We start from the raw sequence: 17,969 nt of genomic DNA on the forward strand, positions 1-17,969 counted from the left end.
TTACCGCTAAAAATCAAGGGCTACTTGCCCAAGGCAATCATGCAAAGACCCGTGATGATGCCGAAGAGGGCGGCCCACTTCAGCGGACTCTTGCGTTCCTTGAACAGCACGAGACCCGCCACGAAACCAATAAGCACGCTGGAACGGCGGAACACCGTAATCAACGAAATCAAGGCATCGGGGTTGCTCACCGCCAAGAAATAACAGCGGTCAGCTACCGTCAACAGAACCGCCACCAGAAGGAATGTCCAGCGGAACTTGAAAGGCGTGGTGGTCTTGCGCTTGGGGAACCAGGTAATGGCGCAAACTGCGAATTGCCACAGAAGCATGTAGATGCTGAACCACACCTGCACCGTCGTCGGCTCGAAATCCATACGCTGCAAGATAAACTTGTCGTAGGCGCCACTGCAAGCCGCAAGCATTGTGCCCAGGACCATGCAGATCACCCAGCCGTTGCTAAAGAAATGTCCCATTTCCTTTCGGCCAGCCAGGCTCAGCGCCACATAGCTGCAAAGGCACACCGCCACACCGGCCCACTGCATGGCAAAGGGGCGTTCCCCCATCAAGGTCACCGCCAGGAATATGGTAAAGACAGGCGCCAGCGCGCGAATCGTCGTTGCAATAGAAAGAGGCAAATGGGCCAGGGCGTTGTAAGTCAGAATCCAGCTTCCGCCCACAATCATGGCCTTACCCGCCAAAAAAAGATGACTCTGCCAGGGAAGACTCTGACAATTTCCCGTAAAAAGAACCGGAAGCATGAGCAAGGCATAAAATGCGCTGCACATGAAGAGCACGGGCCGTACAGCATTCCCCTGGACCGACTTTTTCTTGGCCAGGTCGTAAAATCCTAAAAAAATGGCCGAGGCAAGGGCCAAAATCAACCATGACATAACGCACACAATGTAGAAATCCCACTTGAAAACCCCAAGGTTTAAACTATTTTTAAGATAATCTTAACATAAAAGGAGCCCCACATGGGTATCAAAGGAAAAGCAACATCCCTGATCGAAGAATTCAAGGCCTTCGCATTCAAGGGCAACATCGTCGACATGGCTATCGGTGTGATCATCGGTGGTGCATTCGGTAAGATCGTCACTTCTTTCGTTAACGACATCGTGATGCCGGGCGTTACCGCTCTCATCGCCATGGGTGGTGCCAAGGACGCAGGCGAAGGCCTCAAGTCCCTCACCTACACTACCGATGCTGGCGTCGCTATCCCCTACGGTAACTTCATCGGCGGCATCGTCGACTTCCTCATCGTGGCCATCGTGGTCTTCCTCGTCATGAAGAAGTTCCTGGGCTTCATGCAGAACATGCGCAAGGCTGAAGAAAAGCCCGCCGAACCTCCTGCACCGCCGGCTCCTCCTGAACCGTCTGCAGAAGAAAAGCTGCTCACCGAAATCCGCGACCTTCTCAAGAAGTAATAGTCCAACAATCAATTTGATTTTGGTCCGCGATTCACAAGCGCTAACTATGAAAAAGACTGTGGTTCAAACCACAGTCTTTTTTCGTTATAGGAAGTTCCGCTATAAACTCAGTTGGACTTCCGCATCAGCCGTAAAAGGCAAGTCTTCTTTTTGCGGAGTGGCGATCACCACCTGGCATTCCTTTTCGCGGATCAAGTCCGCCACGGCGTTTCGACGATTTACGTCCAGTTCCGCAAAGATATCGTCCAGCAAAAGTATGGGCTTGCTCAGATAGCGGGAAGCCACATCCACAGCGGCGAACCGCATGGCAAGAGCCGCAGAACGGCACTGCCCCTGACTTCCTACAGAACGCATTTCGTAACCGCCAATGCAAACCGCCAGGTCATCGCGATGAGGGCCGGCCATAGTCATCCCCTGCAGTTTCTCGACATATTCAAGGCCAGCCAGCTTGCGGGCAAAAGCCTCCCGCAAGGATTCCTCGGACACTATTTCGTCTTGCAGTTCCGCAGGAGATACTTCATCAAGTTCTTCGCCGTCCAAAAACTCGGCACCATCCAATGCATCCAATTCCTTGAGAATGGAACTCTTGTAGGCGCAGGTAATTTCGTCGACGCCACCCGAAAGCTTGCGGTAATAGCCCGTAATAATCGGAGACATTTCTTCGGTCAAGGATAGACGAGCCGACCAGAGTTTCGCCCCCAAATCTATAAGTTGCTCCGTCAGAATTTTGAACAGATCCTCGCCGCCCACCACTTCCGCAGCAGACAATCCATTCCTTCGGTCCTGAGCGGCCTTCTTATACTGTTTAAGCCACTGGTTGCGCTGTTGCAGGACACGCTTGTAGCGGCGAAGCACCGCCCCATTGGCCGCCGACCGGTAGCACAGAATTTCATCGAGCCAATGGCGACGCACATCAGGCGCCCCGCGCAAAAGTTCAATGTCGGAAGGCTGCATAATCACCGCCGGGCAACTTCCAAAAAGTGCCGCAGCGGATTTCAGGCTTTCGCCATTTTCACGGACTTCGGCCCCCCGCCTATGCACGCGGATTCCCCGATTCCTTTCCATGCCATTATCTTCAAAATGCCCCCGCAGGATCATTTCGTCGCACTTCCAGGAAATCGCTTCCTTCAGGTCCTTCGCCCTAAAGGAGAATCCTTGGGCCAGCAGGTGGATCGCCTCGAGGATCGTAGTCTTGCCGCATCCGTTAGGTCCGTAAACGACAGTAATGCCGGATCCAAGCTTCTGCTCGAACCCGGACAAGCTCCGCATACAGTTAACGGATACAAAATCAATCACGGAATGAAGCCCCTCAGGCCAAAGCTAAGGGGAGTCCAGAGGTCCGCCTCGGATTCATAGATCAAGGCGTAGTTCACGTCGAAGAGGTACTTCTTCTTGCCAATGCGGATGCGGAACTTGTAGCCCGCGCCAACAGTCCAGTCCAGGTCATCCATACCCAGGCGCAAAGTACCATCGGGAATGATTTCGCATTCAAAGCCCACGCGGCCAGTCCACACATGAAGATCCGGGTCAAAAGCCAGCAAGGTATCCGCCACCTGATAGTCGATGGCTTCCATCCAGGCATACACCGGCTTGCCCATGATGTGGGAACGGTACCCCACACCAATCTGCAGCACCTTGGGGCGAACGCCATCGGAACTGGCCACAGAGTTATCGGTGCTGGTGTTCTTGGACCACTTGGCAGAAAGATTTTCGCTAAAGCTCAAGTTGCGGATCACTACGGAAGTCGACCACTTCTCATTCCACTGACGCAACCAGCTCAAGTTCAAGGTCATGGGGCTGCGGTAATCATCCACCAGTTCAACGCCTTCGAAATATTCAGAAATTCCCATGTTGTCATAGCTCATGGAAAGAGAAAGACCGAAAGCATCTCGGCGGGTGGCACGGTAGGCAAGACCCAAGTACATCATGGTAAAATAGGGCGAAGCGGTTCCAACGGTTTCATCATCTTCGTTAATCACGTCGAAGTTCAGGTCACCGCGATAAAGCATGGCAAAACCCACACCCATACGCTTACCGATTTTCGTTTCGAGGCCCAGAGAACCACCGGCACGATCCAGGTCGCGCTTTTCGGCATTCAAGTTGTAATTGAAATTCTCACGGAAACCCAGGATGGCCGGATTCCAGTAAGCCGCAGGCATAGAAGCCGTATCGGCAGAACCTGTATTACCACGGCCCAGTTCGCGGGTACCGGCACCCATACGTTCTACAAAACCGTCAAAACTTCCAAGTGTTGCCTTCTTGCCCGCAAAAGCAGGCATTGCGCAAAAGACACACAACAAGAGGACCAGCAACCAAGAGTGCATTCTTTCATCTCTCGTCTGCAGCGAAGCGTTTTCTCTTCTCATTACTTGCGCCCTCCCAAAGTCATGACCTTGCCCCAGCCCACATTATCGTGGTTGTCCTTTACGCGTACATAGTAGACACCCATGGTGCAGGGGCGCCCAGCCTTGTCGTAACCATCCCAGAAATCCACCTTGGGGTTGGTGCTGCGGGAATTGTCGGCATTGCGGGGGGCATCCTTTACGATAGTGCGAACCTTGCGCATGTCGTAGCTGAACACGTCAATGGTAATCTTGGAATCCTGGCTAACCTTGTAAGACACCAGGGCCTGATCGCCAGCGGTAATCACCGAGGGCACCATGCGGACAGAACCCAGGTTGTCGCCCAGCTTGGCACGATTCAAGATGGTGTTCCAGGTCTTGCCGGAATCAGCCGAAACAGAAACGCCGTTTCCGTAGGTGGACAGAGCCAGGCCTGTGCTGTTCTTTGTCAGGGGGAATGCACAAATAGAAGTGATAATGGCGTCGCGGTCCGTGGCTCCGGTTCCATAGCCGTAAAGCCAGGTGTTCCTGCCGTCATCATCCTGTTCCCAGGCGCGGACACCAGCAGAATCCAGCTTGAAGTAGCCGCTCACAGAAGTCGCAGAGGCACCCACAGCGATAAATGCAGTCTTTCCAAGGAATGCGATCCCGCCTACGGTATAATCGCCTTCATCATACACATCCTTCTTTACGGTCTTTCCTGCCGTATCCAAGAAGGCCACCTTAGCAAAATCCTTGGCATCCTTTTTCAGGCGCCACAGCCCACCCTTAATGGAGCCGCTCTTTCTGTAAGAAGTTTCTGCGACAATCTGCAGAGGATCCCCGCCAATCCAGACACCCGTCACGCGGGAAGAATCCAGGGCAGAAGAGGCCTTCTTCACAGATCCGTCAGAAGAACGTTTCCACAGCCCCTTGGAAGTAGCCATCCACAGGTCACCTGTTTCGGGGTGCAGAGCCACCGCAAAAATGTCGGGGTTCTTCTTGCTGTTAAAGGAATAGCTGGACTTGGCAGAATCAAGAGTTTTCGTTTCGAGATTCAAGGCATAAAAACTCTTCTTCGCGCTGTTTCCAGAAACATCGTAAAGGGCGAGGCCGGCGGAACCGCGGGCAATCCACATCACCTTGGCAGAAGAATCGTAGGCAAATCCGCTGGAGGCATAAGACATGGCCGAGGAATCGGTATCCTCTAACTTTTCGGGAACCGCAAGGGGCGTCCCGTAAATTTCATCTACACCGCGAACCGAGAAGAATCCCCTGGGCTGCAGGTAGGATTCATCGTCATTCATTCCCACCATCGGGAGGACATAGCCCAACTTACCAGCAAGAATAGAAGGGGTGCGACGACGTTCAGCCATATCGTCCCAGAAAATGCTGTCGTGGACTGCGGTCAGGGAATCATCCATCTGCCCCTGAGAAGATTCAGCCAGGCGAACCGTTCCGTCGCCAGCCACATTCAAAGTCAGAAGGGTAACACCGCTATAAATATCGCCACGGGAAAACACCCACAGCTTACCCGTTTCGGCCGAAGCGTTGACATTCAGCGTGTAGTTACTGAAAAGAGTTTCGGCGGCCAGGGCGGAACCGGCAAGCACCAGGCCTGCAGCCACCAAGCCTTTTAACCTTAAAATACCTTCAGTCCATTTCATAATATAACGTCCCTTTTCTGCTATCTCATATCGATTTCATCGACACCGGGAATGGCCTTGTATCTAAAATCGCTGTCGGAAACTTTCTTCATGACCTTCAGGTTAACGATGTTATACCAGGAACCGTTTCCAGAAGGGTCCATGGTAAACAGGCGCACCGGAGAAAAATCCTTTTGAGACAGCCACACTTCCATCTGGGTGAATTGCCCCGCATACTTCGAAGGGTCCAGTTTCAGTACCCACAACTTCTGGCCACCGAAATTGCCTTCGGTCATTTCCTTGGCGTTGCAGTTCAGGTATTTAAATAGAAGCTCGGAAGGGTGCAGCTGACTGGAAAGATCCTCCACGGCCTTGATCAGGACCTGCTTCTGCTCCACATTGTATTGCCACATGTCGACACCGTCGCTATAGAACTTGATGCCGGCGATATCAAGAACAAACTTATCGCCTTCGGCCACCTTGAGGCTCCCCATCTGCGATGCGATATCCGGCGAATCCGCATAAAACACCTGCAGTTTAAAATCCAGGCTCCAGGCCTTACCGGACTTGAACCAGGCCTTGGATTTTTCCATGGCCTGACTTGCAGTCAGGGCAAAAGTCACCTGGGCCAACACCAAAAGAATAGCCACCAGGAATTGGGGTCTAAAGGAACATTTTCTTATCATAGTTATCAAAATTTACAAAAATACCCCCCATAATTTGTATTTCAAATTGTTTTTATGTTGGTCTACGACATTGGATATTGCTATCTTTAGGCGTGAAAATTTAACACCCAGTATTGGAATCACTGTATGCGCAAAATGATTTTGCCCATGGTCGCAATGACCGCCGCATTTGCAACTGCCGCCGACATCGAAGTCCACGGTGACGTGAATTTTGACTACGCCAGCTATTTTGACGAGGATTTTGACCCGGTCAACGCCGGCAACCAGGATATTGACCTTTCCGTAAAGGCAAATCTCGATGAAAACGTGTCTGTCGTCGTTAGCGGAACCACCCACAGCACCCTCGGCGCCACCGAAGAAGACTCTGAAGTCCGCCACGGCAAGGCCCGCGCAACCGCCATGGGCGAAGAAGGCCGCCACAATTCCTTCGAATTCGACGGCGTACAGCTCCGCTGGGACGTTAGCCACGACGTAAGCCTGGTCTTTGGCGACATGACCTACAGCGCAGGTGCATTCAACTACTACTTCTGGCGCGATGCCTCCCGCTACGCCGTAATCATCCGCGAAGAAAGCCTCCGCGGTTTCGGTGCTGAATTCGGCAACGACAAGTACGGCCACGGCGCATTCTACTTCGGCGCCTCCGACAACACCGACCATACCATGGACTTGTTCGTCACCTATGCATTCCCCATGCTGAACCACCCCGACGAACACTTGATCCTTACCCCCAGCCTTGACTGGGTATTCGGCGAAAACATCGGCCGCCCCAACACCTACTCCCTGGGCACCGAAGTGGACTACTCCAAGAGCTACGACAAGTTCAACTACGGCATCTACGCCGTCTGGGGTCTCCACCCGTACAAGGGCAAGGGCGTACACTCCTTCTTGCTGGAACCCAGCATGAACTACGGCGTATTCAACCTGGCCATGACCTACTTCTACGCCATTACCAATAGCGAATACGAAACCGCTCCCCAGCTGTCCACCGACGACCAGAAGCTCTTCGCAATCGAACCCAGCTTTAACCTCCACAAGAAGTACACCATGGGCTTCAGCTACGAACTCCATGACCCTGACACCGAAACCAGCGGCGACAGCTTCCACTTCCTGGGCATGAACCATTACCTGTATCCCACCATGAAGACCGAACTGGTATTCTGGTACGGCTACAACTTTGGCACCAAGAGCGGTCCCTTCGGAGATTCCAAGTTCTCCCTGGGCTTCAGCGGCAAGGCAAACTTCTAAGTTCAGCTAGCTTCGCTCCCTATGCGAATCAAGGCTCTGGATTCAATCCGTGGCATCCTGCTGTTGCAGATGACCCTGGATCACTTCGGAAAGCCCATTTCTCATTACCTATATCAGTGCTTCGGCTTCTTCAGTGCAGCCGAAGGCTTTTTTTTCTTATCGGGTTTTGTGGGCGCCTTGGCAGCCTTCAGCAAGTCTGCCAAGGATCCAAAGCAAACCTGGATGCGCTCCCGCGCATTCAAGATCTGGAAGTACCACAGCATTACGCTGGCAGCGGTCGCCATTGCCGCCTGCATCATCCTGACCCCGATCCGCGAATACTTCAGCAACTTCCCGGAACACCCGGTGCTAGTTAGCCTGTGGTCCATACCCATGGTGAACACGCCGGATTACCTTGACGTCCTGCCCCTTTATGTGGTCTTTCTGCTAATCGGTTCTGCGCTGTTCCCCCAGATGATCCGAGGGAACATTCTCGCCATCTGGTGCGCAAGCGTCGCCCTCTGGATTGCGGGGCAGTACGGCCTGCGGGACACCCTCAACAGCCCGCTCCCCAGATGGATAAACCACGGCTTTTTCGACCCGCTTTGCTGGCAGTTCCTTTATGTGACGGGGGCGGCCATTGCCGCCTGCTGGAAACGTTCCCAGGTCTTTACCCCTACATTCTTCAAAAAATTTGACCGCCTTATCCCGCTATTATTCATTATCCTTGTCTTCCTGTTCCTCTGGAGGCACGAATATATCCCCCTGCAGCAGCCCTCCAAGTTCTGGATAAGCAAGGCCGCAATCGGGCCGTTACGATTCGTCAACTTCATGGTGTTCGTCTCCCTGGTCAGCTGGATTGTCCGCCGCTTCCCCAGCGCACTGGACTTCAAGGTTACCAACGTCATCGGGCGCCACAGTCTAGACGTCTTTACGGCACACATCGTCCTGGTCTACATCTGGCTTGCCACCCCCGGCAGCATCCGTTACCACGAACCATGGAACATAGCCGCCCCCATTGCCGCATGCCTACTGCTGTGGCTCCTGGCAAAGATCCGAGAACCCCGCCAAAAATAAGGCGAACCATCAAGCGCCCCGCAAACAAGGCGAACGCAAATGCCCGCCACAAAAGCAAAGAGCCCCGGTTTTCACCGAGGCTCCTGTTGATTTTAAATCTGCTTCAGACTAAATCAGTCTTGGACTATTACTGACCGAGGTACTTGCGGCCGATACCGAATTCGTCCTTGTATTCGACGTAGTCAGGAACGAAGTCCTTAGCATAGGTGAAGGAGACGTTCACGGAGCACAGGAATTCGTTCATCAACTTACCCTTAGTGCCCTTCTTGATGGGCTGCTTCTTCTTTTCGATCTTTTCGTCGCCCTTCTTGCCAACGAGGACTTCAGCTTCGCACCAGCCACCGCTGACCTTAGCAATTGCTTCCTTACCGTCGGTAGAAACGACCTTGATCTTTTCGGGATCCAGTTCGGTGTTGTTACCGGTAGAGGCCCAGAACTGGAGTTCGCCGTTGAGAGAGCCCGGAGCCATCTTGATGGTGGGCAGAGCCATGACGTAGCCCCACTTGTCAACAAAGCGCTTGCCAGCAGCGTCGGCGATGTTTTCACCGAAGATCAGGAAGTAGCCACGAGTGGTCTTGCGGTTCTTGTTAAGAGCTGCCTTGACCTCTGCATTTTCGGGTGCGACGTATTCGAGGCGGAGCAGGCCGAATTCAGAAACCACCGGATCAGATTCATCCTTGATTTCGGGGAGAGCCTTGGCAACGACGGCGTTTTCTGCTTCGTTACGGAGGGTCTTTACAGAACCTTCGCCGACACCCTTGGACTTTGCATAGACCAGGGCGGTATCGATACGTGCAAAAGCGTTGATGATGGTGTTGAAGTCCACACCGTCCTGAGTAGCCTGCTGCTTACCGACAGTAGCCATCTTGGTGACGTATTCTTCAACAACTTCGGCGTTCTTGACTTCGGGCATGTTGACGCCAGCCTTGTCAAAGTAGCCGCTGATCAAATCGCTGTTAAGATCCTTCTTGGCTTCGATTTCTGCAGCACGGACCAGAGCGAGAGTGAAGTTATCGTAGAATTCGTCAGACACGCTACCCTTCTTCTTTGCTTCCAGGTAGGAGTTGATGGCGTTACGATAACGGCCTTCCTTAAGGTGTTCGTCACCACGCTTTTCGTTGGTTCCCTTGCAACCGACCATCGTAAAGGCGACGGCAGCAGCCAGAGAGGCAAGAAAGATCTTCTTCATTTTGTTTTCCTTCAGCCAATAGGGCTTTGTAAGTGTTTTATAAGCTTTTGCACCAAAAATTTGAATTTGGGCGTATACTTCTTAAAAATAATTAAATAAATTTATACCAACCTTTGGGTATAAGTAAAATTTTATTAGGAGTAATCTCTTAGGCATGAACATTCTTGTCGTAAGCCCGGAAGCAGGCAATTGGAGGCGCACGAGCCCCCTGGCAACCGCAGTCAACCGCATGACAGACGCATTCGCATGTGCCGGCGCCAAGGTTTTGACCTGCTCCCCGTTCTACAAGGAGCTGATGGTCGATGTAGATTCCTACAAGTGCATCTTTACAGGAACCGAAAAACTTCAGAACAAGCCCTACGAGATCTGGGTATCCGAAAAGGACCCCCTCCACACCTACATATACAACCAGGAATTTTTTGACAGACCCCACGTGTACGGCCCTCCCGACGAGCGCCCCTACACCGACAACCACCTGCGTTTCGCCTTTTTGGCCTCCGCAGCGCTAGCCTACGCCGAAGCCTCCAACTTCGCCTGCCAGGCCATCATGGGTCACGAATGGGGCGGCGCCCTTGCCGGCACCCTGGCAAGGACTCTGTACACCAGCTACGCCGCCGACATCCCCTTCTTCTTCAACATCCATAACATCACCTACGACTTCCACGTACCCTCCAGCGAAATCGAGAAGATCGGCCTCCCCCGCGAAGACTACAACATGGACGGCTACGAGTTCTGGGGCAAGGTGAGCCTGTTGAAGGCCGGCATCCTGTATGCCACCAAGGTATTGTTCCCCTCGCCGGGTTACCGCGACGCCATGCTGAACACAAACCTGCCCGGCGGTCTTAGCGGATTCCTGAACCGCAACGCCGACAAGCTGATTGGCGTGCAGTTCGGTGTAAGCTACCAGGTATGGGATTTCAACGACCAGGACTGCCTCCCCATCAAGGAAGCAAAGCGCAGAGCCAGGGCCAACCTGCAGCAGCAGTTGGGCATCGTCTTTAAAGACAAGATGGTTATCTACGTCCACCTGGATTCCGAAGCGGGCAACACTTCCGAGACCTTGGCCACCATCCTTTCGGACGTGGCACACCTCGACGTATTCCTTATCGTCGGAACTTCGTCCAGGAACAACGCCGACTGGAACTACTACAAGGAATTCGCCACGCAGTACCCCGACGTCATGTACCTGCTGGATTTGGATAAATTCATGGGTGACGCCACAAGGCTCCGCGACACGCTGGCTGGTTCCGACGTCCTGTTCGCCGCCAACCTGAGAGAACCATCTTCTTCGATCATCTTGAAAGCCATGGCCGCAGGAACACTCCCCCTGACCGGACGCACCGTAGGCGTTTCTACCATGCTGACCACCTACAGCCTCGAGACTGCAGGCGAAGCCAACGCCTTCCTGGTTGACGACGCCAACGCACCCCACCAGATGCTGCGCTGCGTCAAGGACGCCGAGAACGTCTACAAGACCGAGACCGCCGACTGGGACAAGTGCGTCGTGAACGCCTACAGCGGATTCCACTACGAATGGTGCAGAACCATCTCCAAGTACCTGCTGATCCTTGGCGAACTTGGACTGCAGCCCAAGGCATAAAGAACAAATTCTTAAACGTAAAGCAGAAGTTTGTTTCCCGAGCAAAAGGGAAAGGAGTCTAGAGGGAGGGGAAAGCCCCTCCCTTTACATAAAAAAAGACAGGCCATACGACCTGTCTTTTTTAGTGGAGCCTCTCGGGCTTGAACCGAGGACCGGCGGGTTATGAGTCCGCTGCTCTAACCAACTGAGCTAAAGCTCCGGTACGCCTTGCGACGTTGGGGTGTAATATAGTAAAAAATATGGTTCTAGAAGAAACCGTGACGTAAATAAGTTCTTCTTTTGCAGACGAAAATTGCGGACAGCACACCCAATTAAAGAATTTTTAATAAACCAAACACTTAAACTAGAATTTTAATTTATATTTTAGGTTAATCAAAAAAAGGAGAACATGAGGATATGAAATGCAAATCGTCTACGCCACTAAAGAGTTGGCAACATGCGCCGGCGACAAATCACTCGCGGTAAAAAAACTAGGCCAGCGTCGAGCGAACGTTTACTGGGCTAGACTTGAAACTCTTAAACAAGCTTGCGATTTGGGAGAATTAAAGAATATGCCCGGCCGTTTTCACGAACTGACAGGAAATCGCGCAGGGCAATGGGCTTGCGATTTGGATCACCCCTATAGGCTTATTTTCAAACCTTTAATCAACAACGAAGGAAATATCGTCGGTTTAATTGTAGAGCAAACGGTCTCAATCATGGAAATTGTTGATTACCATAAGTAGGATTTTATATGAACGTATATCATTGTGACGAACTTGCTGTAATTTTCCCTCCAGGACGCGATCTAGCAGAAAAAATTCAAGAAATGGGAATGGACGCCAACGACCTGGCCGCTCGCATGGGCTACACGCCCAAGGCGGTGAACGACATTTTACAAGGGAACGTCCGCATCGTCTCCGAAGTCGCATTTCTCTTGGAAATGGTGACCAACATTCCCTCCAGCTATTGGCTTCGTCGACAAGTCAGTTACGACGAATACCTCATTCGCGAAAAAGTCAAGGCAAGCCTCGGAAACCAGCCCCTTTGGAAAAAATCCTTCCCGGCAGAAGCATGCGCAAGAAACTGGATCGAAAAAGCTCCCGAGGGCAAGTCCAAAACCGAAACCACCGCCAACGAAGTCCACACGCTACTAAAGTTTTTTGCAGTAGGGACCCCGCAAGCCTGGGACCGCTATTACAAGGACGCACGTCTAAAAGTCGCCTTCAGGATTTCCCTGGCAGAGGTGAAAGACCCTTACGCCATGTCCATGTGGATTCGCCGGGGAGAAATCCTTTCTGACGAAGACCCCATGGAACAGCAAGATCACAAGGCTGTACGCAAAAAGTTGAAGCAGCATCTACCCGAAATTATTGATTTTGCAGCGGCAAACAAAATCCTTCCCGAAAGCGCAAAGGACATTACCTACAATACTCCCGAAGCCGACGTAGTTGATGATTGCATGACCGGGCTTGCAGAGCTTTGCCGCAAAATCGGAATTCGCATTCTTTTTGTACAGAACTTCAAGACAGCCCCCGTACATGGAATGTACCGCTGGTACAAGGATGTTCCCTTAATTCAACTTCACGACCGTTTCAAGAGCCGAGAAGCCATGTGGCACACGTTCTTCCATGAACTCGCCCATGTTCTATACCACGGCAAAAAAGGAATCTGTCTGCAAAATGTCGAAATTACCCACCATCACCCCGAAAAGGAAGAAGAAGCCAATTGCTTCGCACAAAAATGCATGGCGGAGGCGGGATTTGTGGACGGTTAGGATTGACGGGGAGGATTGCGTTCAATTATCTTGAATAAGTAACGATTTTATGGTTGGCTGCTTTGAGCTGCATTTGTCTTCGCCGCTTTGCGACGTACCACAAGTTCATTAAAAAACCAGAAATAAACGCATAGAAAGCCGTAGAGGCAAAGTAGCCTCTATGACTTAATACATTAAAAACGATGAACTATTTATTGGAACTTTCTTGCTAATGATACTAACAAGGTTACTATTGTCATGACAAACCCGATGCACCAAACCGCAAAGAACATATTATCCCTTGCAGTCATTGTCAAGTCAGAGGTTTCAGCAACCAACATGAGACAAAGGACATCTATTACAGAAGCAATAATCAGCAAAAGGATGCCGCGTCTCTTTACGAAGAATGCAATCGCAGTGAATACAAGCCTCAACGCAACCATCACCACAATAAAGAAGTCGTCATCACCTCCAGAGCTCTCCAACGGACCTGAATAAAGAACATCTAGCCACTCAAAACATGCAGCCACTAAACCGCCCGTCAAGTGAAAGGCAGAAAGCAAAAGGCAAAGCAACAGCGATTCCAAAAACAGCAATCTTAGGAATTTTTTTTCAGAGCAAAGCATGTTCTATTTCCTCTTGGCACGGTTCACTACAACAGTAGAAATTTAAGCGAAGCTTTAAACCACATGGAACACATCTTGAAAGTCAAATCTACAACAGTAGAAATTTAAGCGAAGCTCTAAACTGAAGCTCGCCAAGTTCAGAACACCAATCTACAACAGTAGAAATTTGAGCGAAGCTCTAAACTTGTGGGAAAATGAACTTGCACTTCCATCTACAACAGTAGAAATTTGAGCGAAGCTCTAAACTACTTCGCAAGTTGAAGCGGATAGTTATCTACAACAGTAGAAATTTGAGCGAAGCTCTAAACCGAAAAGTAAACTAAAAAGGAATGCATCTACAACAGTAGAAATTTGAGCGAAGCTCTAAACAGCCAGCGCACAAATTAGCGCAGGCTTATCTACAACAGTAGAAATTTGAGCGAAGCTCTAAACCGTCCCTTTAGCACCAGCGGGATTAATCTACAACAGTAGAAATTTGAGCGAAGCTCTAAACTACTTCGCAAGTTGAAGCGGATAGTTATCTACAACAGTAGAAATTTGAGCGAAGCTCTAAACTAAAAGCAAATCTTGCCATGCTATAATATCTACAACAGTAGAAATTTGAGCGAAGCTCTAAACCCAAGGGTCAAACTCACCAACGTATTATCTACAACAGTAGAAATTTGAGCGAAGCTCTAAACTTAGCACAAGATATTATTTGTTCTTATCTACAACAGTAGAAATTTGAGCGAAGCTCTAAACTCTTGACCCAAGTATAATTCATTGAATCTACAACAGTAGAAATTTGAGCGAAGCTCTAAACTTTTCCGAAAGGGGTGCATCCATCCTCATCTACAACAGTAGAAATTTGAGCGAAGCTCTAAACACTCCACAAACGGAAATCCAGTTTAATCTACAACAGTAGAAATTTGAGCGAAGCTCTAAACTGACGATGGAGCCGTCTTTCTTCAGATCTACAACAGTAGAAATTTGAGCGAAGCTCTAAACAGTGTTGAAATGTCCTAAACATTCCTTATCTACAACAGTAGAAATTTGAGCGAAGCTCTAAACGAATATCAAATGATCAGTTCTTACGATCTACAACAGTAGAAATTTGAGCGAAGCTCTAAACTTCTTGAAGGTGAAGTGGATTTTAAATCTACAACAGTAGAAATTTGAGCGAAGCTCTAAACTATATTAAAACCAGGTCGGCCTTGAATCTACAACAGTAGAAATTTGAGCGAAGCTCTAAACGTTCAGAATCCCAAAGGAAGAATATCGATCTACAACAGTAGAAATTTGAGCGAAGCTCTAAACGATGCTTTCTCCTGGAAAAACACTTATCTACAACAGTAGAAATTTGAGCGAAGCTCTAAACGTACTACCACTCCGGATGAATTGCCTATCTACAACAGTAGAAATTTGAGCGAAGCTCTAAACCTGCAAATGAAAGTGTAGAAATGGCTATCTACAACAGTAGAAATTTGAGCGAAGCTCTAAACACCGCATTCGTCAAGATGCTGTCTCATCTACAACAGTAGAAATTTGAGCGAAGCTCTAAACGGCAGGTCAATGTACCGTCCTCGTTATCTACAACAGTAGAAATTTGAGCGAAGCTCTAAACTCAACGTTTCTAGAGCCACCTAAACATCTACAACAGTAGAAATTTGAGCGAAGCTCTAAACGAAAAACCGACTTATTGGTTAATTGGGATCTACAACAGTAGAAATTTGAGCGAAGCTCTAAACCCTTAAATTGCACAACAGTGCCGGATTTGCTTCAAAAATAGCATTTTCTATTATTTAGCGCAAAGAGAAATATATCCAAAACACGAAATTTTCTCAGTAAGACTATAGGTTTGCAAATTATGTGACCATCAACAAGCCTTCATCATCATGTTTGGCGTATCCAAAACGGTGTTTTTGACCGTTATCTCCAATTTCAAATATAATAACGCTATCTTCTTCTGTAAATTGCTTTTCGTAGGTTTTGGTTATTTCTAGAATCAGAATCCGCAATAATCGATCGCTGTTTTGAATTTCAAATACACTGTATTGTAGCCTCCTTCCATATTTGGAAAGAAACTTTGAAAAGGAAGTTCTTAATTTATCATCGGCGATATCGTATGTCACTAATAACATTTAAACCTCCATATAGAATACAGGGAATTGATCAATGGGTTTCTGGCGAACAAAGGCTCGATAATAACTCTGAACATACAGAAATATTTCATTCTTAAAATCCAGCAGGGCATCAAGCATTATCTTTATGTACGGCACGGCATTTTTCCCTCCAATGAAATACTGCCCCTGATCCACATAAAAGTCGTCTTCATGAATTTGGCCTAGATTTAAAGCCTTAATTAAACTAGCATCAACAATGGGCCTAAAAGGTTCAACCAAATCACATGCCAATGATTTTCTATGAAAAAATTCTCTATGAAGAACCCCTACATACGTATCAAAACCGAATAATTCTAGCATCGCATTTATGAGGTTGAATAGTATTGTGTATCCAATGTCCATTAAGCAGTTTATCACGTCATGCTTTACCCTTGGACGACGTGCAGTCCAATTGTAATCCCTAAAGAGTTGTTCAAAATATCCTCTAGCAGCAACACCTTCGGTTCCCATGATTTCTTGTAATGATAATCCTGGGACAAGTACGGATTTTTCGTATACTTCCATTAGAGATATAGTCTTCTTTAAATCATCAGATTTATTTCGAATTTTCTTCAGTAAGTGGTTTTGATTATGAATTTTATTTGATATGATGTATGCACCGATATCAAAATCATCGTAATAATATTGAGTCCTTCGAAGAATTACATTACCTTCGGCCTTTGCGGGCAAAATGGCGTAAGGACGCATATAATAATTTAAGAAAACAATGGTAAAGCCGAATTTTCTTGCACGTTCCATTAATCCGCTAGTTAGGGAGAAATGTCCTGCAATAAAAAGAACAAATAAACGATAGCAAGTAGATTGCAATTTGATGGAATTATCCTCTCTACGAATCACGATATTATCGTTTTTAAAACTTATTTTTTCTCCTTCATTGAGCATCGCAAAAATAATCTGCTTGTGTTCAAAATCTTTAGTGCTCATCATAGTTTGATTTCTCCTAAATCAACGGTCTGTCGCAAAAATTTTTGTATATGCAATGTGCGCATTTTTGCTCGTTTTGAGGTTCAAATTCTAGAGGATTGAATTTGTGTAACGCGTTAACGGTAGTTTCAAACTTCAGAAACATTTCTGCATTTTCGCTAGGAAGTTTTATTGGATAAACCTTATTGTCATCCATGGAATAAAAACGGATTATTTGAACGTCATATCCCATTTCTTGCAATGAAAAATATTGAGCGTACAATTGGAAAACATATCCATCGTATATGTTGACGATATGTTTTTTTCGTTCAGTCAATAATTTCTTTTTCACATCGAATACATCTATTTTCCCGCATAGTTGATATTTTTCAGAAAAAACATCCATTCCCTGAAGAATATCCTTATGTGTTGAATAGCGATGTTCATCTACTGCGGCGTGAGCAGCTTTTCCTTCTAATTGCACTTCCTCATAATACAATTTGTCGGAAACCCCACCATACAATTGGTGGTAGTAAATGGAAAGGGGGCAAAATATGAAATCATTTAGAAAAGTAATTTTCAGGTATGTTTCCATTTTGCCTCCTATTTCTACAACATCTTAGAACGCTCTCTTTTGTACAAACTTAAACCAGTCTGCATGAGATATATTTTCTATGGAGCCCTTATCATTTTTGTTGAAGTTATTCTTCAGCAAGTAAAGTCCCTTCAAGGCAATGTGATAGGCACCATTGGCATCAGCATCGCAAGGCAACTTGTCCGAGTCCTTATAATTTCTGCTATCATAGAAAGTACCATCGGCAGCCTTCACCGGAGAAATCAGGTAATCATCTTCGGGATTGGTCGAATTAGCAACACTATTACGCATCTGTAAAATAGATGTGAAAGACTGATAAAGCTTATCAAAGAATGCAGCATTGTTCTTTTCCGAAGGGACATTTATGATATCTTCCAGAATATTTCTTCCAGAAGTCCATTCAATGTTCTTTTCATCAAAGATTTTTTTCAAATCTTCCGTGGGATTCACCTTGAAAGATTGCTTATCCTTAGGGTTATACTTGATGCGTTCTCCACGGGAATACACGGTCCATTTTCTAATGTGGCTCTGGACATCATCAGGAACCTCAAATGAGAATGCAAAACTTTCCGATACCTTGTCGTATTCAATTTGCTGAAAATATTGTTTAAAGAGGCTCTTCATCAACATGTGTGGGTGGCTTCGCCACCCTTTTTTGTTGACTTTCGCCTAAATTAAACAAAAAATGGGCTATTTTCTAAAATTTAATCGCCAAAAAAAACAGAAGAAAAAGCCCATGTCAAAATTATACAAATCCATCTTCAATGTCAACGGCTGT

Annotated in this window: 17 protein-coding genes, 1 tRNA gene and 1 CRISPR repeat array; of the genes, 6 read left to right on the forward strand and 12 right to left on the reverse strand. The window is 48.0% G+C overall.

The window, feature by feature from the left end:
- Positions 1-20: 20 nt before the first annotated feature.
- Positions 21-890, reverse strand: a complete 870-nt coding sequence (locus MMG03_RS14495; RefSeq protein ID WP_073237337.1) for a DMT family transporter — start codon at positions 888-890, stop codon at positions 21-23.
- Between the two features lie 84 nt (positions 891-974).
- Between MMG03_RS14495 and mscL the strand changes: the two genes are divergently transcribed.
- Positions 975-1,424, forward strand: coding sequence for a large conductance mechanosensitive channel protein MscL (gene mscL / locus MMG03_RS14500; RefSeq protein WP_073159537.1), 450 nt, complete (start codon positions 975-977; stop codon positions 1,422-1,424).
- Between the two features lie 102 nt (positions 1,425-1,526).
- On the opposite strand, the gene recF is transcribed toward mscL, so the two are convergent.
- The 4 genes from recF to MMG03_RS14520 all read right to left on the reverse strand — a co-directional run bounded on the left by recF (position 1,527) and on the right by MMG03_RS14520 (position 6,080).
- Positions 1,527-2,723 carry a DNA replication/repair protein RecF gene (recF, locus tag MMG03_RS14505; protein ID WP_249506602.1) on the reverse strand — a complete coding sequence of 399 codons (1,197 nt, stop codon included), beginning with the start codon at positions 2,721-2,723 and terminating at the stop codon, positions 1,527-1,529.
- Complete coding sequence (locus tag MMG03_RS14510) at positions 2,720-3,706, reverse strand: hypothetical protein (RefSeq protein WP_175547658.1); 987 nt, start codon at positions 3,704-3,706, stop codon at positions 2,720-2,722. Before MMG03_RS14510 ends, recF begins: the two co-directional genes overlap by 4 nt.
- An 86-nt stretch (positions 3,707-3,792) precedes the next feature.
- Positions 3,793-5,415: a hypothetical protein gene (locus tag MMG03_RS14515; protein ID WP_249506603.1), complete on the reverse strand. Its 1,623-nt coding sequence runs from the start codon at positions 5,413-5,415 to the stop codon at positions 3,793-3,795.
- 20 nt (positions 5,416-5,435) lie between these two features.
- Positions 5,436-6,080, reverse strand: coding sequence for an outer-membrane lipoprotein carrier protein LolA (locus MMG03_RS14520; protein ID WP_073159531.1), 645 nt, complete (start codon positions 6,078-6,080; stop codon positions 5,436-5,438).
- Between the two features lie 126 nt (positions 6,081-6,206).
- Between MMG03_RS14520 and MMG03_RS14525 the strand changes: the two genes are divergently transcribed.
- Positions 6,207-7,325, forward strand: coding sequence for a hypothetical protein (locus MMG03_RS14525; protein WP_073159529.1), 1,119 nt, complete (start codon positions 6,207-6,209; stop codon positions 7,323-7,325).
- Between the two features lie 21 nt (positions 7,326-7,346).
- Positions 7,347-8,381, forward strand: coding sequence for an OpgC domain-containing protein (opgC, locus tag MMG03_RS14530; RefSeq protein WP_249506604.1), 1,035 nt, complete (start codon positions 7,347-7,349; stop codon positions 8,379-8,381).
- A gap of 127 nt (positions 8,382-8,508) precedes the next feature.
- Here the strand turns inward: opgC and MMG03_RS14535 are convergent, their stop codons facing one another.
- Positions 8,509-9,570, reverse strand: coding sequence for a hypothetical protein (locus tag MMG03_RS14535; RefSeq protein ID WP_073159525.1), 1,062 nt, complete (start codon positions 9,568-9,570; stop codon positions 8,509-8,511).
- A 154-nt stretch (positions 9,571-9,724) separates the two neighbouring features.
- Here MMG03_RS14535 and MMG03_RS14540 point away from each other — a divergent pair, with 154 nt between their 5' ends.
- Complete coding sequence (locus tag MMG03_RS14540; protein ID WP_073159523.1) at positions 9,725-11,170, forward strand: glycogen synthase; 1,446 nt, start codon at positions 9,725-9,727, stop codon at positions 11,168-11,170.
- Positions 11,171-11,295: 125 nt separating this feature from the next.
- Here the strand turns inward: MMG03_RS14540 and MMG03_RS14545 are convergent.
- Positions 11,296-11,369, reverse strand: a tRNA-Ile gene (locus tag MMG03_RS14545).
- Between the two features lie 202 nt (positions 11,370-11,571).
- Here MMG03_RS14545 and MMG03_RS14550 point away from each other — a divergent pair.
- Both MMG03_RS14550 and MMG03_RS14555 read left to right on the forward strand, forming a co-directional pair.
- Entirely contained in the window at positions 11,572-11,895 is a 324-nt protein-coding gene (locus MMG03_RS14550; protein ID WP_249506605.1) for a type II toxin-antitoxin system RelE/ParE family toxin, read from the forward strand.
- Positions 11,896-11,903: 8 nt separating this feature from the next.
- The gene (locus MMG03_RS14555; protein ID WP_249506606.1) at positions 11,904-12,926 is read left to right on the forward strand and encodes an ImmA/IrrE family metallo-endopeptidase; all 1,023 of its coding nucleotides are present in this window, start codon (positions 11,904-11,906) and stop codon (positions 12,924-12,926) included.
- A 191-nt stretch (positions 12,927-13,117) separates the two neighbouring features.
- On the opposite strand, the gene MMG03_RS14560 is transcribed toward MMG03_RS14555, so the two are convergent.
- From MMG03_RS14560 to MMG03_RS14580, 5 genes are all read right to left on the reverse strand, one after another.
- Positions 13,118-13,531 carry a hypothetical protein gene (locus MMG03_RS14560; protein WP_112132162.1) on the reverse strand — a complete coding sequence of 138 codons (414 nt, stop codon included), beginning with the start codon at positions 13,529-13,531 and terminating at the stop codon, positions 13,118-13,120.
- 24 nt (positions 13,532-13,555) lie between these two features.
- A CRISPR array of direct repeats spans positions 13,556-15,258; the repeat unit is 36 nt; unit sequence ATCTACAACAGTAGAAATTTGAGCGAAGCTCTAAAC.
- 117 nt (positions 15,259-15,375) lie between these two features.
- The gene (gene cas2 / locus MMG03_RS14565) at positions 15,376-15,651 is read right to left on the reverse strand and encodes a CRISPR-associated endonuclease Cas2 (protein WP_112132161.1); all 276 of its coding nucleotides are present in this window, start codon (positions 15,649-15,651) and stop codon (positions 15,376-15,378) included.
- The gene (gene cas1 / locus MMG03_RS14570) at positions 15,652-16,620 is read right to left on the reverse strand and encodes a type V CRISPR-associated endonuclease Cas1 (RefSeq protein ID WP_112132160.1); all 969 of its coding nucleotides are present in this window, start codon (positions 16,618-16,620) and stop codon (positions 15,652-15,654) included.
- A 13-nt stretch (positions 16,621-16,633) separates the two neighbouring features.
- Positions 16,634-17,191 carry a type V CRISPR-associated protein Cas4 gene (gene cas4 / locus MMG03_RS14575; RefSeq protein WP_112132159.1) on the reverse strand — a complete coding sequence of 186 codons (558 nt, stop codon included), beginning with the start codon at positions 17,189-17,191 and terminating at the stop codon, positions 16,634-16,636.
- Between the two features lie 24 nt (positions 17,192-17,215).
- A complete protein-coding gene (locus MMG03_RS14580; RefSeq protein WP_249506607.1) occupies positions 17,216-17,821 on the reverse strand; it encodes a hypothetical protein in 606 nt (201 codons plus the stop codon).
- Positions 17,822-17,969 lie beyond the last annotated feature (148 nt).

Origin of the sequence: Fibrobacter sp. HC4 (assembly GCF_023373925.1) — a bacterium.
GTDB lineage: Bacteria > Fibrobacterota > Fibrobacteria > Fibrobacterales > Fibrobacteraceae > Fibrobacter.